Below are 15,653 nucleotides of genomic sequence, written 5' to 3' on the forward strand. Positions count from 1 at the left end.
GACCCGCTCAGCGGCTTCGACACGGGCACGCCCTCGGGCTGGATGGCCACCAACGCCCTCATGGCCGCCTCCGACCCGCGCTTCTCCGCCGGCTTCTGGGAGGCCGTGGACGCCCGCGGCGGGCTCAAGAGAGGGTAGGGGCGCGGCCGCATCTCCTAGGCCTCTCCGGGGCGCCGCCGTATCTCCCGAATTCGCATATTCCGGGAGATAAGCGCCCCGCTGCGCCGCCTTATCTCCCGGATTTGCATATTCTGGGAGATAGCTGGGGGCCAGGTGGGAGATAGCTGCGCTGGCAAGCTCGACGCGTCCTTCCATATCGTCGAGGGCATCGCCGCCTCGCGCAGGCCGCGCTCGTTCCGCTGTTCGCTCCTCGTCACCGCCCCCGCGGCTCGGCCACACGTGTGAAATGATAAAAACCAGCCTGTCTGGATTTTATCATCGGGGTCATTCACCCAAATTACATGAACATGTGTTCGTAATAAGCCTTCTACCAGCGCATTCGGCAAGAAGATTTTCTCCTAGCCCAGAATCGCCCTCGCGTCAAGCATTTTCTTGCTAAACGGTAGGCGATTGGTAAACTTAAAGGCTGCGATATTCGGTACCCTGCCGAAGGCATGCCGATACCGCCCGCACCGGTGCGTCCGCCCGGCTCGCGGGCCGGCACCGGGCGGGCGTACCCAGCCGTTCTTGCGAGGAGGAAAGAGCTTGCCACACGCAACCGCATCACACGGGGTCCCGCGCACCGAGCGCACGCGCCTCAACTTCGGGAAGATCCCGACGGCTCTCGAGCTGCCCAACCTCATCTCCGTGCAGAAGGAATCCTTCCAGCGCTTCATGGACGAGGGCCTGCGCGAGGCGTTCCAGGAGTCGAGCCCCATCCAGAGCCAGAACCACGTTCTCGAGGTCACCTTCGGCGACCACCAGTTCAACGACCCCGCCTACACGGTCGACGAGTGCCGCGAGAAGGACATGACCTACCAGGCCTCGCTCTTCACGCTCGTCCGTCTTACGAACAAGGAGACCGGCGAGATCAAGGAGCAGCGCGTCTTCATGGGCGACTTCCCCATGATGACCGAGCAGGGCACCTTCATCATCAACGGTACGGAGCGCATCGTCGTCTCCCAGCTCGTCCGCTCGCCCGGCGTGTACTACTCCACCGAGATGGACGGCGAGAACCGCGTGTTCAAGGCGCAGGTCATCCCCGCGCGCGGCGCCTGGCTCGAGTTCGAGGTCGATAAGCGCAGCCAGCTCGTGGTCTCCATCGACCGCAAGCGCAAGCAGTCCGCGACCATGCTCCTGCGCGCCCTCGGCATCGCCGTCACGAATGACGAGATCATCGAGCTCCTCGGCGACTCCGACGTGGTGCTCCGCTCCCTCGAGCGCGACACCGCCCTCACCCGCGAGGACGCCCTCATCGAGACCTACCGCCGCCTGCGCCCGGGCGAGCCGCCTACGGTCGAGGCCGCCCGCTCGCACCTCGAGGGCCTGCTCTTCAACCCGCAGCGCTACGACCTGGCGCGCGTGGGTCGCTACAAGGTGAACAAGAAGCTCGGCCTCACCACCGGCGAGGACGTGCGCGTGCTCACCGACGAGGACATCATCGCCACCCTCCGCTACCTGCTGGCCCTCGCCGCGGGCGAGCCCGGGTTCAAGACCGACGACATCGACCACTTCGGCAACCGTCGCGTCCGCACCGTGGGCGAGCTCGTCGCCAACCAGTTCCGCATCGGCATGAGCCGCATGGAGCGCGTGGTGCGCGAGCGCATGAGCTCGCACGATGTCGACGAGATCACCCCGCAGGTGCTCATCAACATCCGCCCGATCGTGGCCGCCATCAAGGAGTTCTTCGGCTCGAGCCAGCTCTCGCAGTTCATGGATCAGTCGAACCCGCTCACCGGCCTCTCGCACAAGCGCACGCTCTCCGCGCTCGGCCCCGGCGGCCTCGCCGGCCACAAGTCGGGCTCGAGCCGCCGCACGAACGTCCCGACCGCGGTCCGCGACGTCCACAACTCGCACTACTCGCGCATGTGCCCCATCGAGACGCCCGAAGGCCCCAACATCGGCCTCATCGGCCGACTGGCCCTCTATGCGCGCGTGAACGAGTACGGCTTCATCGAGGCGCCGTACCGCCGCGTGGAGAACGGCAAGGTCACCGACATCATCGACTGGATGACTGCCGATGAGGAAGAGGACCACATCATCGCGCCGGCGAACACGCCCATCGACCCCAAGACGAACGAGTTCGTGACCACCGACGCCGAGGGCAACCTCGTGCGCCCGCACACCATCGTCGCCCGCACGCGCGACTTCGACGGCTCGTTCGGCGCGCCGGCCGACGTGCCCGTGGACGCCGTGGACTACATGGACGTGAGCCCGCGCCAGATGATCTCGGTCGCCGCCACGCTCATCCCGTTCCTCGAGCACGACGACGCCAAGCGTACCCTCATGGGCGCGAACATGCAGCGCCAGGCCGTGCCGCTCATCCACCCGGTCGCCCCGTACGTGGGCACGGGCATGGAGCTGCGCGCCGCGCTCGACTCCGGTGAGGTCACGCTCGCCCGCCACGACGGCGAGGTCATCTTCGCCGACGCCTCGAAGATCATCGTGAAGAGCTCCGAGGGCATGGACGAGTACAAGCTGCCGAAGTACCAGCGCTCCAACCAGTCCACCTGCATCAACCACCGCCCGCTCGTGAGCGTGGGCGACGAGGTGCACGCCGGCGACCCCATCGCCGACGGCCCGTCCACCGACCACGGCGAGCTCGCTCTCGGCCAGAACCTCACCGTGGCCTACATGAGCTGGGAAGGCTACAACTACGAGGACGCCATCGTGGTCTCCGAGCGCGTGGTCTCCGAGGACCTGCTCACCACGATCAGCATCTCGCGCCACGAGATCGACGCGCGCGACACGAAGCTCGGCCCCGAGGAGATCACCCGCGAGGTGCCGAACCTCTCGGAGGACATGCTCGCGAACCTCGACGAGGACGGCATCATCCGCATCGGCGCCGAGGTCGGCCCCGGCGACATCCTCGTCGGCAAGGTTACGCCCAAGGGCGAGAGCACCCAGACCGCCGAGGAGCGCCTGCTCAAGGCCATCTTCGGCGCGAAGGCCCACGACGTGCGCGACACCTCGCTCAAGATGCCCCACGGCGCCTACGGCCGCGTCATCGACGTCGTGCGCTTCAGCCGCGACGCCGACGACGACCTCGCTCCCGGCGTGAACGAGCAGGTGCGCGTCTACGTGGCGCAGCGCCGCAAGATCCAGCAGGGCGACAAGATCGCCGGCCGCCACGGCAACAAGGGCGTCATCTCCGAGATTCTCCCGATCGAGGACATGCCCTACATGGCCGACGGCACCCCGGTGGACGTCATCCTGAACCCGCTCGGCGTGCCTTCGCGTATGAACGTGGGCCAGCTGCTCGAGTGCCACCTCGGCTGGGCCGCCGCCTCCGGCTGGGATCCGGACGACGCCGACTCCGACAAGTACGTGCCCGGCCCGGTGTTCGTCTCCACGCCCGTCTTCGACGGCGCCAAGGAGGACGAGATCGCCGAGGTCATCCGCCGTGCCAACAAGAACCTCGTGAATCTGGCGAAGGAGCGCTACGGCGAGCACATGCGTCCCGAGTTCGTGACGCAGCTCGACGCCTCCGGCAAGACCACGCTCTACGACGGCCGCTCCGGCGAGGAGTTCCGCGAGCCCATCACTGTGGGCACGTCCTACATCCTGAAGCTCGGCCACATGGTCGACGACAAGATCCATGCGCGCTCGACCGGCCCCTACAGCCTCGTCACCCAGCAGCCGCTCGGCGGCAAGGCGCAGTTCGGCGGCCAGCGCTTCGGTGAGATGGAAGTGTGGGCGCTCTACGCGTACGGCGCCGCCAACGTGCTGCAGGAGATCCTCACCGTCAAGTCCGACGATACCGTCGGCCGCGTGAAGGCCTACGAGTCCATCGTGAAGGGCGAGAACATCCCGCAGGCCGGCCTGCCCGAGTCCTTCAAGGTGCTCGTGAAGGAGATCCGCTCGCTCGCGCTCGACATCGAGCCGCTCCACGAGGCGGAGCCCGCGGCCGCCGAGCAGGCGGACGAGGACGCCGAGCAGGACGCCTTCGACCCGTTCAGCGACGTCCCCGAGCTCGACGACGACGCGCTCGACGCCGTGGACTCGCTCATCGACGACTTTGCCGCCGCGACCGCAGATAAGGAGTAAGTGACTGTGGCAGATTTCGAAGCTACCGATTTCGATGCGGTGAAGATCTCGCTTGCCAGCGCCGAGCAGATCCGCTCGTGGTCCCATGGCGAGGTCAAGAAGCCCGAGACCATCAACTACCGTACCCTCAAGCCCGAGAAGGACGGCCTGTTCTGCGAGAAGATCTTCGGTCCCGCGAAGGACTGGGAGTGCGCTTGCGGCAAGTACAAGGGCATCCGCTTCAAGGGCATCACCTGCGAGCGCTGCGGCGTGGAGGTGACCACCTCCAAGGTGCGCCGCGAGCGCATGGGCCACATCGAGCTCGCCGCGCCCGTGAGCCACATCTGGTTCTTCAAGAGCGCGTCGATCTCGCCCATGAGCCGCCTGCTCGACCTCAAGACGAAGGATCTGGAGAAGGTCCTCTACTTCGCGAGCTACATCATCACGCACGTCGACTACGAGGCCCGCGAGGCCGACGCCGATGACCTGCGCGAGGAGCTCGCCGCCGACCTCGAGGAGCTCGACGCCGAGTGCGCCCGCCAGATCGAGAGCCTGAAGGAGCAGGGCAACCCCGAGAACTTCGATGAGTTCAGCGACGAGGAGCCCCTCACGCAGGAGGAGATCGCCGCCGGCATCATCGACATCGAGGAGGAGACGAAGGACGAGAAGCAGCTCCGCACGGACGCCTTCGAGGCCTTCATGAAGCTCACCGAGCGCGAGCTCATCTCCGACGAGCCGCTCTTCCGCGAGATGAAGCGCTACTACAGCATGTACTTCTCGGGCGACATGGGCGCCGAGGCCGTCCGCGAGCTGCTGCGCGCCGTCGACCTCGAGGCCGAGGCCGAGCAGCTCAAGGCCATCATCGCCGACGAGGACGGCCAGAAGCAGAAGCGCGACAAGGCCGTGAAGCGCCTCGTGATCGTCGACGCCTTCCTGAAGGGCGGTAACGACCCCGCGAACATGATCCTCGACGTGATCCCCGTGATCCCGCCGGATCTGCGCCCCATGGTGCAGCTCGACGGCGGCCGCTTCGCCGCGTCCGACCTGAACGACCTGTACCGTCGCGTCATCAACCGCAACAACCGCCTGAAGCGCCTGCTCGACCTCGACGCGCCCGCGATCATCGTGAACAACGAGAAGCGCATGCTGCAGGAGGCCGTGGACGCGCTGTTCGACAACGGTCGCCGTGGGCGCCCGGTGTCCGGCCGCGGCGGCCGCCCGCTCAAGTCGCTCGCCGAGGCCCTCAAGGGCAAGCAGGGCCGCTTCCGCCAGAACCTGCTCGGTAAGCGCGTGGACTACTCCGGCCGTTCGGTCATCGTCACCGACCCGAAGCTCAAGCTGCACCAGTGCGGCCTGCCCAAGACCATGGCGCTCGAGCTCTTCAAGCCCTTCGTCATGAAGCGCCTCGTGGAGCTCGGCAAGGTGGAGAACATCAAGGGCGCCAAGCGCGCCATCGAGCGCAACGCGAGCTACGTGTGGGACATCCTCGAGGAGGTCATCGACGGCCGCCTCGTGCTGCTCAACCGCGCACCTACCCTGCACCGCCTCTCCATCCAGGCGTTCGAGCCCGTGCTCGTCGAGGGCAAGGCCATCCACCTGCATCCGCTCGTCTGCGAGCCCTTCAACGCGGACTTCGACGGCGACCAGATGTCGGTGCACGTGCCGCTGTCCTACCAGGCCCAGGCCGAGGCGCGCGTGCTCATGCTCTCCTCGAACAACCTGCGCTCGCCGGCGTCCGGCAAGCCCGTGAACACCCCGCGCCAGGACATGATCATCGGCGTGTACTACCTCACGCAGGAGCGCGACGGCCTCACCGGCGAGGGCCACGTCTTCGCCAGCTTCGATGATGCCCTCAACGCCTACGACGCCCGCGCCGAGATCGACCTCCAGGCCAAGATCCAGGTGCGCGTGAGCGCGGCCGACGCCAACGTGGTGAACGAGGACGGCACGCTCACGTTCCGCGTGAACAACGGCGGCGAGTATCTCGACCTCGACGTGACCGGTTCCAAGACCGCGCGCTTCGAGACGACCATCGGCCGCATCATCTTCAACCGCCAGTGCCTGCCGCACGACTACGAGTTCATCAACTACAAGATGGTCAAGGGCGACGTGAGCCGCCTCACGAGCGACTGCTGCGACCGCTACGAGCAGGCCAAGGTCGCCGAGATCCTCGACAACATCAAGTACACCGGCTTCCACTACGCCACGCGCGCCGGCCTCACGCTCTCCGTGTGGGACGCGCTCATCCCGGACGAGAAGCCGGAGATCCTCGCGAAGACCCAGGCCGACGTCGACCAGATCAACGCCAACTTCGAGGAGGGCTACGTCACCGAGCAGGAGCGCCACAACGAGGTCGTCAACGCCTGGACGGCGGCGACCGACAAGGTGTCGCAGCTCATGCTCGACATGTTCGACGAGGAGAACCCGCTCTACATGATGGCCGACTCGGGCGCCCGTGGTTCCAAGACCCAGCTGCGCCAGCTCGGCGGCATGCGCGGCCTCATGGCCGACATGTCCGGCGACACGATCGACCTTCCCATCAAGGCGAACTTCCGCGAGGGCCTGCTGCCGCTCGAGTACTTCATCTCGACCTACGGCGCCCGTAAGGGCCTCGTCGACACCGCGTCGCATACCTCCGACTCCGGTTACCTCACCCGCCGCCTCGTCGACGTGGCGCAGGACGTCATCGTGCGCGAGGAGGACTGCGGCACGACCGAGGGCGTGACCTACCAGCTCGCCATCACCCAGAACGAGGGCGACGAGCCGCAGCTCAACACCGACCTCGTGGGTCGCTGCTTCGTGGAGGACGTCGTGGCGCCCGACGGAACCGTGCTCTTCCACAAGGACGGCTACATCGAGAGCGCCGCCGACCTGCAGAAGATGCTCGACGCCGGCCTCACCTCGGTGAAGCTGCGCGCGCTGCTCACCTGCCGCTCCAAGTACGGCGTGTGCCAGAAGTGCTACGGCTGGGACCTCTCCACCCGCCGCCCCGTCGCCATCGGCACCGCGGTGGGCATCATCGCCGCGCAGTCCATCGGCGAGCCCGGTACGCAGCTCACGATGCGTACCATTCACTCCGGCGGCGTCGCGGGCGTCGAGGACATCACGCAGGGTCTCCCGACCGTCTCGCGCATGTTCGACATCGTCGGCAACGTCAACGAGAAGATCCTCGGTCGCGAGGCGGAGCTCGCCTCGCACTCCGGCATGCTCTCGATCCGCACGGAGGGCTCGAAGTACGTGATCACCATCACGGACATCGACGACCCCACGCGCGTCATCGACCGCAAGGAGATCACCTCCGGCGTGCGCTTCATGCCCGGCTTCGGCGCGGGTGAGGCCTACGACCACGAGGTGCGCGCCGGCGACCAGATCACGCGCGGCTTCGTGAACTTCCGCAACCTCCGCCGTCTCACCGACATCGAGTCCACGATGCACGTCTTCGTGCAGAACGTGAAGGAGGTCTACACCTCCCAGGGCGTCGATTTGAACGACAAGCACATCGAGGTGCTCGCGCGCCAGATGCTGCGCCGCGTTGCCGTCACGAACCCCGGTGACTCGAAGTACCTGCTCGGCGAGTACGTGGACCGCTACGAGTTCGCCGACGAGGTCGAGCGCGTGGCCCGCGTGGGCGGCGTGCCGCCCGTGGCCGAGCCGGTGATCCTGGGTACGCTCAAGGTCGCCTCGAACATCGATTCCTGGCTCAGCTCCGCCTCGTTCATCCGCACGGCCGGCGTGCTCACGCAGGCCGCGATCGAGGGCAAGGTCGACCACCTGCTCGACCTCAAGTCCAACGTCATCGTGGGCAAGAAGATCCCCGCGGGCACCGGCCTCAAGCCGTACGCGAACGCGACGCTCACCTACCGTACGCCCGAGGGCTACGTCGCGGTGGACGGTCCCACGTCGCCGCAGGCCAAGGTGCTGCCCGACTGGGCGCCCGAGGAGCTCAAGGAGCTCGACGAGCAGCTCCCGCTGCAGTCGGACTGGGCGGGCTACGACGACTTCGGCGGCGCGGACGGCTCGTTCACCCGCAACGGCCGCACCATCTCCGCCGAGGACGCGAAGCTCTACCTGTTCGACGACCTGGGCGTCTCGCAGCGCTGGACGAACAAGTTCAGCGAGGTGGGGATCGAGACCGTGGGCGACCTCGTGGGCAAGAGCGAGGAGGACCTGCTGCGCATCGACGGCATCGGCGCCAAGGCGATCGAGGAGCTGCGCGACGGCCTGGAGAAGCACAACCTGCTCTTCATCCTCGACAGCAACGAGGACGTCGCGGACGAGGAGGATCTGTCGCAGCTGCTGCAGATGGTCTTCAGCCCGGACGGCCCGGACGACATCCTGCTGGGCACGAGCGCCCCGCGCCACCACTTCGACTCCGACGAGGAGATGATCGGCGCGCCGGCGGACACCTCCACGAGCAGCACCCCGGGTGTGATCAACGAGGACATGGCCTCGCTCGACGAGCTGCTGAACCAGCTCGTGGATTCGGACGACGCTTCGGACGAGGGTGATTCCGAGGAGTAACCCAAAAGACGGCGCGCGTCGCCGCACCGTTTGCAAGCGAGCCCGCTTCCCGAAAGGGAGGCGGGCTCTTTTTGCCTCGCGAATGTCCATACTAATTCAGTAAGGGGGAGCATATAATTTGCATCTAGATGATGTTGAGCGTTAAAGGAGGGGCTATGGGTCGAATGGGTCGGTGGGCTCGCCGTTCGCTGCTTGTCGCGATGGCAGCGCTCGTCGCAGCGCTTGCCGTGATCGCACCGCGTATAGCGTATGCGGCGGAGGCTGAAGTCAATAGCTTTGATGAGTTCGTGAATACGCTGGAGAGCGCACCGGGGGATGAATCCCTGACGGTCACGCTCGCGGGCAATATCACCGCAACCGACAATGTCACATTAGCTGCAAACACCGCGATCGTTCTCGATTTGAATGGATTCACAGTCAACATGGCCGAGCATTCGATGCGGATGGGGATTGGGAGCACGCTTGCCATTCGGGACGGTAGCCAGAATGGGGGCGGTGCCATCTCGGGAACCGGTAGCTACACCATCCAGACACGTATAGGCCGAAATCAACAGATAACCGTGGAGAGCGGTACCGTGAGCAATGAGTCTGGGACTGCGGTTGGCATGACAACATCCGGCTCGCGACTCGAGATGACGGGCGGAACACTTTCCGCTCCTGTGCCGCTCAGCCTTCAGCTTAACGCGACCGCCAACATCATGGGTGGCACCCTTGTCTCGACAAGTGGCGGCGTTGCCGTCGATATGACTCAGGGAACTCCGAAGGGTGCATGTGGTCTCACGGTCGGCAAAGCGGACAGTCTAGATACCCCAGTTTTACAGGGAAGCGTCAAAGCGCATGCGGGCGTGGGAACCCTTGAGCTCCTGGGCGGCACAGTTGGTGGTGTGACCGGCGAGCTTCCGGATGGGGCGATGCTCACCAGCCAGTTTGGGAGCGACATCGCCTCGGTTCTTCCCGCGAACCAGCAGTGCGTCGAGCGCGATGGGGCTTGGTACGTCACGGCGCTCGATTCCGAAGCAGGTGCCGGGGCGAAGATCGTGAAGAGCGATGGAAGCGTCGAGTATTACCAGCTCGCCTCGACGGCGCTCGGCGCCCTTTCCGATGGCGATGCGCTGACACTGTATGAGGACGTGACCGGGCAGATCTCTGCGGATGGCATCACCGCCACGATCGACTTGAACGGCCACACGGTCACCTCGGATGCGGATGCGGTGGTGAGCCTCGCTGGCTCGAATGCGAACCTCACCATCACGAACGGAAACATCGTGTCGACCCCCTCGTCGGAGAACGCGACCATCGTCATGGTTGCCGCCCCGAACGGGATGGATAACGCCAGCCTTTCGCTCAAGGGCGTCAATCTCACGATGCAGAAGAGCGGCGGTGCGGGAATCCAGGTCTACGGCCTCAATACGAAGAACGCCGTTACGCTCGACGGGTGCACGCTTACCGTGCCCGACGACGTGATGGGTATCTATTTCCCGGCCGCCGACAGCACCCTTACCGTGCACGACACGCAGATCACCGCTGGTACGGGTATCGGTATCAAGGGCGGTACGCTCGTCGTGAGCGGAAATAGCGCCATCCATGCCAAGGGAGAAAAGGATCCCACGGACATCCCCGCGTCCGGCGGTATCGCCGAGACCGGTGCGGCGATTTACGTAGATGGGGGTTACGACGACCGTCCGATCAAGGTCGACATCCAAGGTGGTTCCTTCACGAGCGACAAGGGGAGTGCGCTTGAGGAGCTGGTGGATCCGGCGCGCCCCGATAAAACTCCCGTGACCATCGCGGTCTCGGGCGGATCGTTCTCCGATGCGAGCATCAAGGGATACCTTACGGGGAATGCGGCGGTTGTGGTGCATGAGGATGGCACCTGCGACGTGTATCCGACGGAAGCCGACGCGCTTGCAAACGGCGGCAGCTACAAGGTCGTTGACGACGATGGGCATACCTGGCTCTTCCAGAACGAGAAGGCTGCCCAGGATTTCGCCGACAGTCAAGGTGCCAGCAAACCGGTTGAGCAGGTCACCCACACGGTTACGTTCGATGACTGCCTCGAGAACACCGAGAACGCTTCCGCCGAGGTTCCCAACGGCCAGACGGTGGCCAAGCCCCAGGATCCCGTGTGCGCAGGGTATCGTTTTCTGGGTTGGTACGAGCTCGAGAACGGTGCGTATGCCGAGGAGGCCTACGATTTCACCACCCCGGTCACGGCGGATCTTACGCTCTATGCCAAGTGGGAGCGGATTTCCGGCCAGCCGTCAGATGGAAATTCCACGGCCGATCAGCCTTCCGGCGGCACGCTCGAGCAGACGGGAGATCTGAGCGTGCTCGCGATGGGCGCTTTCGCTGCGGCGGGCATGACCGCTCTGGGCGCGGGCGCGGTAGTGAGTCGCAAGCGCGGATAAGCGTCGCGGTGGCGTCTCTCTGAGCGGGATGTGATATAGGTTCAGGTGGGGTCGAATCGAAGGGTTCGGCCCCACCTGCGTTGCCGTGCATATGGCGCTGCGCGCTGGGTACCGTGGTACCATCGAATGAGGCACGCGAGCGAGGGAGGCCGTATGTCCGTCCGATCGACAGCGGGGTACCGCATCAGGAGCTTCGTGCTCGCGCTCGTGGTGTTCATCATGATGATCGAGCTGCCCACCCTGCTGAGCGCTGCGGTGCTCGACTTTGTCGAGACCGTCTCGATCCAATGGGGTGGGTACGAGGCATACGCTGCGGCGTTTACCTATCTCTCGAGTAACCCGAACGTCTTCTCGGCGGTGGTGTACCTGCTGTTCGGCATCGTCGTGTTCGCCTGGGTGCTCGGTATGTGCCGGCGGGGGCACCGGGTGGAGGGCGCCGCGCCGGACGCGGGGGCGGTAGGGGAGCCGATTGCGGACGCGGCTGCGCCTGTGCACGCCACCCAGCTTGGTTTCGCGTCGCCCACACCCGAGCCGCCCGCGCAGGTGTCGTTCCGCGTGCGCGGCGTGCCCCGAGCCGTATGGTTCGACACGGTGCTTCTGGCTTTGGGGATGCAGTTCGTGACGACGCTCCTCATGACGCTCGTGCTTTTGCTGTTCCCTGCCGCTATGGAAGAGTATCGGTCGATGATCGATGCGTCCGGCGTCTCGGAGTACGGTATCGCGTGGTTCCTCGCGACCGTCGTGCTGCCGCCAATCGTGGAGGAGACAGGCTTCCGTGGTCTGGGGCTCACGTACCTCAAGCGGGCGGGCGTGCCGTTCGCGGTGGCCAACGTCCTGCAGGCGGTCGCGTTCGGCATCTTCCATATGAACCTCACCCAGGGCATCTACACCTGTGTGCTCGGCCTCTTCATGGGCTACGCGGCGCACGCGAGCGGCTCGATCGTGCCCGTGATGCTGCTGCATGCGGTGTACAACTTCATGGGGACGATGGGGCAGGAACTGCTCTACGCCGTCGTTCCCTGGATGCCCTATTGGTTCGAGGTCGGTCTGGGCGTGGTGCTCGTCATCGTGGCCGTCCTCTCCCTGCGCGACCGCGGCGTGCACTACCCCCGCAGCTGAGCCATTGAGTCATTGGGGACGGGTTCAATTGACTCAGCGAGTCACTGGGGACGTGCTTGTTTGACTCAGTGAGTCATTTGAACCCGTCCCCGATGACTCACCGAGTCAAACGAACCCGTCCCCAATGACTCATGTGGAGATTCTGCGCTAATCGGAAAAAATAGGGAAACGCCCGGGCGCGTGGTGTGTTGACATCCCCGGTACGCGCGCGTAAAGTTCAATCCTGCGTGTTTCGAAGGTGGATGCTGACGCCTCGATTCAAGCCGTTGCACCAAGTATAGAGCTGGAATCATCAGAAGAAGGAGTACGCTTTGCCTACAATTAACCAGCTGGTCCTTCACGGCCGCAAGTCCAAGCCCGCGAAGTCCAAGAACGCGGCTCTTCAGCACAACCCGCAGAAGCGCGGCGTGTGCACCCGTGTGTTCACCACCTCCCCTAAGAAGCCGAACTCGGCTCTTCGTAAGGTGGCCCGTGTTCGCCTGGTCAACGGTATCGAGGTCACGGCCTACATCCCCGGTGAGGGTCACAACCTGCAGGAGCACTCCATCGTGCTCGTGCGTGGCGGCCGCGTGCGCGACCTCCCTGGCGTGCGTTACAAGATCATCCGTGGCGCCTACGACTGCGCAGCGGTGAACAACCGCATGCAGTCCCGCTCGCGCTACGGTGCCAAGCGCCCGAAGAAGAAGTAACTGACCTGAATCGCTTGCGCGCCGCCCGCCACGCGCGGGAAGCGCGATCGAAATCCACGCTAGAGGAGATTTATCATGCCGCGTCGTGCATCTAAGACTCATCGTCGCGAGGTTATGCCGGATGCCGTGTATAACAACCGTCTCGTGACGCAGCTCATCAACAAGGTCCTTCTTGACGGCAAGAAGGCCACCGCCGAGCGCATCGTCTACAGCGCCTTCGATATGGTGGCCGAGAAGTCCGGTCAGGACGCCCTCGCCGTGTTCAAGAAGGCCATGGAGAACGTCAAGCCCACGCTCGAGCTCAAGCCCCGTCGTGTGGGCGGCGCCACCTACCAGGTGCCGGTCGAGGTCAACTCCCGTCGCTCCACGCAGCTCGCCATCCGCTGGATCGTGAACTTCAGCCGTGCCCGCAAGGAGAAGACCATGGCCGAGCGTCTTGCCAACGAGATCCTCGACGCCTCCAACGGCGTCGGCGCCTCCATCAAGCGCCGCGAGGACCTCTTCAAGATGGCCGAGGCCAACCGCGCCTTCGCCCACTACCGCTGGTAATTCCGGGGAGGAATCGAATTGGCTAAGAAGAAGTACAAGCTTGCCGATACCCGCAACATCGGCATCATGGCGCACATCGATGCTGGCAAGACCACCACGACCGAGCGCATCCTGTACTACACCGGCAAGACCCACAAGATCGGCGAGGTGCACGAGGGCGCTGCCACCATGGACTGGATGATCCAGGAGCAGGAGCGCGGCGTGACCATCACCTCCGCCGCCACCACGTGCTTCTGGCACAAGGGCGGCGACGTGAACAACGGCCCCGCCTACCGCATCCAGATCATCGACACCCCCGGCCACGTGGACTTCACGGCCGAGGTCGAGCGCTCGCTCCGCGTCCTCGACGGCGCTGTGGCCGTGTTCGACGCCGTCGCCGGCGTGCAGCCCCAGTCCGAGACCGTGTGGCGCCAGGCCCGCAACTTCAACGTCCCGCGCATCGCCTTCATCAACAAGTACGACCGCGTGGGCGCCGACTTCTTCCATGCGATCGACACCATGAAGGAGCGCCTGCACGCCAACGCCGTGGCCATCCAGGTCCCCATGGGTGCCGAGGATAACTTCTGGGGCATCATCGACCTCGTGACCATGATCGCGTGGGACTTCAAGGCCGACGACAAGGGCATGACCTACCCCGAGGCCATGGACGCGATCCCGGCCGAGTTCGAGGACATCGCCGCCGAGAAGCGCGAGGAGCTCCTTGACGCCGCCGCCAACTTCGACGACGAGCTCATGGAGATGATCCTCGAGGAGGCCGAGATCCCGACCGAGAAGCTCAAGGCCGCCATCCGCGCCGGCGTGCTCGCCAACGAGCTCAACCCCGTGCTCGTGGGCTCCGCCTACAAGAACAAAGGCGTCCAGGAGCTGCTCGACGCCGTCGTCGACTACCTCCCGAGCCCGCTCGACGTGCCCCCCGTGGAGGGCACCAACCCCGAGACCGGCGAGACCGACACCCGCAAGGCCAGCGACGACGAGCCCTTCAGCGCGCTCGCCTTCAAGATCGCGACCGACCCCTACGTCGGTAAGCTCACGTTCTTCCGCGTGTACTCCGGTCACGTGGACGCCGGCTCCTACGTGGTGAACGCCACGAACGGCCAGCGCGAGCGCTTCGGCCGCATCCTCGAGATGAACGCCAACGACCGCGTTGACGTGGACGGCGCCTCCACCGGCGACATCCTCGCCGCCGTGGGTCTCAAGAACACCACCACCGGCGACACCCTGTGCGCCGAGGGCCACGAGATCATCCTCGAGTCCATGGAGTTCCCCGACCCCGTCATCGACGTCGCCGTGGAGCCCAAGACCAAGGCCGAGCAGGACAAGATGAGCATCGCGCTCACCAAGCTCGCCGAGGAGGACCCGACCTTCCAGGTGCGCACCAACCACGAGACCGGCCAGACCATCATCGCCGGCATGGGCGAGCTGCACCTTGAGATCATCGTCGACCGTCTGCTCCGCGAGTTCAAGGTCGAGGCGAACGTCGGTAAGCCGCAGGTCGCCTACCGCGAGGCTCCCGGTCACGACGTCGAGCGCGCCCAGGGCAAGTTCGTCCGCCAGTCCGGCGGCCGCGGCCAGTACGGCGACGCCGTCATCAAGCTCGAGAAGATGGAAGAGGGCTTCGGCTACGAGTTCGTCAACGGCATCGTGGGCGGCGTCGTGCCGAAGGAGTACATCCCCTCCATCGACAAGGGCATCCAGGAGGCGCTGCAGACGGGCGTCATCGCCGGCTACCCGGTGGTCGACGTCAAGGTGACGCTCTTCGACGGTTCCTACCACGAGGTCGACTCCTCCGAGGCCGCCTTCAAGATCGCCGGCTCCATGGCCATCAAGGAGGCCCTGCGTCAGTCCGACCCCATCCTGCTCGAGCCCGTCATGGCCGTCGAGGTCGAGACCCCCGAGCAGTACATGGGCGACGTCATGGGCAACCTCTCCGGCCGTCGCGGCAAGATCGAGGGCATGGACGACCGCTCCGGCAACAAGGTCATCCGCGCCAAGGTGCCGCTGGGCGAGATGTTCGGCTACGCGACCGACCTGCGTTCGCAGACCCAGGGCCGCGCGTCCTACACCATGCAGTTCGACTCCTACGAGCCGGCGCCGAAGTCCGTCGCCGACGAGGTCATCAGCAAGTCTGGTGCCAACGCGTAATCACTCGCGATCGCTGAGTAGGTATCAATCGCGAGGATGA

The 15,653-nt window shown here is 65.1% G+C and carries 7 protein-coding genes; all 7 read left to right on the plus strand.

Going from position 1 to position 15,653, the window contains the following annotated elements:
• Positions 1 to 705 precede the first annotated feature (705 nt).
• The 7 genes from B5G02_RS02095 to fusA all read left to right on the plus strand — a co-directional run bounded on the left by B5G02_RS02095 (position 706) and on the right by fusA (position 15,613).
• Positions 706 to 4,206, plus strand: a complete 3,501-nt coding sequence (locus B5G02_RS02095) for a DNA-directed RNA polymerase subunit beta (RefSeq protein ID WP_019239090.1) — start codon at positions 706 to 708, stop codon at positions 4,204 to 4,206.
• A gap of 6 nt (positions 4,207 to 4,212) precedes the next feature.
• Positions 4,213 to 8,706 carry a DNA-directed RNA polymerase subunit beta' gene (locus tag B5G02_RS02100; protein ID WP_206383727.1) on the plus strand — a complete coding sequence of 1,498 codons (4,494 nt, stop codon included), beginning with the start codon at positions 4,213 to 4,215 and terminating at the stop codon, positions 8,704 to 8,706.
• A 155-nt stretch (positions 8,707 to 8,861) separates the two neighbouring features.
• Complete coding sequence (locus B5G02_RS02105) at positions 8,862 to 11,114, plus strand: InlB B-repeat-containing protein (protein ID WP_094334989.1); 2,253 nt, start codon at positions 8,862 to 8,864, stop codon at positions 11,112 to 11,114.
• 153 nt (positions 11,115 to 11,267) lie between these two features.
• Positions 11,268 to 12,233 (plus strand): CPBP family intramembrane glutamic endopeptidase, encoded by a 966-nt coding sequence (locus B5G02_RS02110; RefSeq protein ID WP_094334990.1) that lies wholly within the window; start codon positions 11,268 to 11,270, stop codon positions 12,231 to 12,233.
• A gap of 311 nt (positions 12,234 to 12,544) precedes the next feature.
• Complete coding sequence (gene rpsL / locus B5G02_RS02115) at positions 12,545 to 12,922, plus strand: 30S ribosomal protein S12 (protein WP_019239084.1); 378 nt, start codon at positions 12,545 to 12,547, stop codon at positions 12,920 to 12,922.
• Between the two features lie 75 nt (positions 12,923 to 12,997).
• A complete protein-coding gene (gene rpsG / locus B5G02_RS02120; RefSeq protein ID WP_094334991.1) occupies positions 12,998 to 13,471 on the plus strand; it encodes a 30S ribosomal protein S7 in 474 nt (157 codons plus the stop codon).
• 18 nt (positions 13,472 to 13,489) lie between these two features.
• The gene (fusA, locus tag B5G02_RS02125; protein WP_094334992.1) at positions 13,490 to 15,613 is read left to right on the plus strand and encodes an elongation factor G; all 2,124 of its coding nucleotides are present in this window, start codon (positions 13,490 to 13,492) and stop codon (positions 15,611 to 15,613) included.
• Positions 15,614 to 15,653: the final 40 nt, after the last annotated feature.

Source organism: [Collinsella] massiliensis, assembly GCF_002161605.1.
In the GTDB taxonomy this organism is placed as follows: Bacteria; Actinomycetota; Coriobacteriia; order Coriobacteriales; family Coriobacteriaceae; genus Enorma.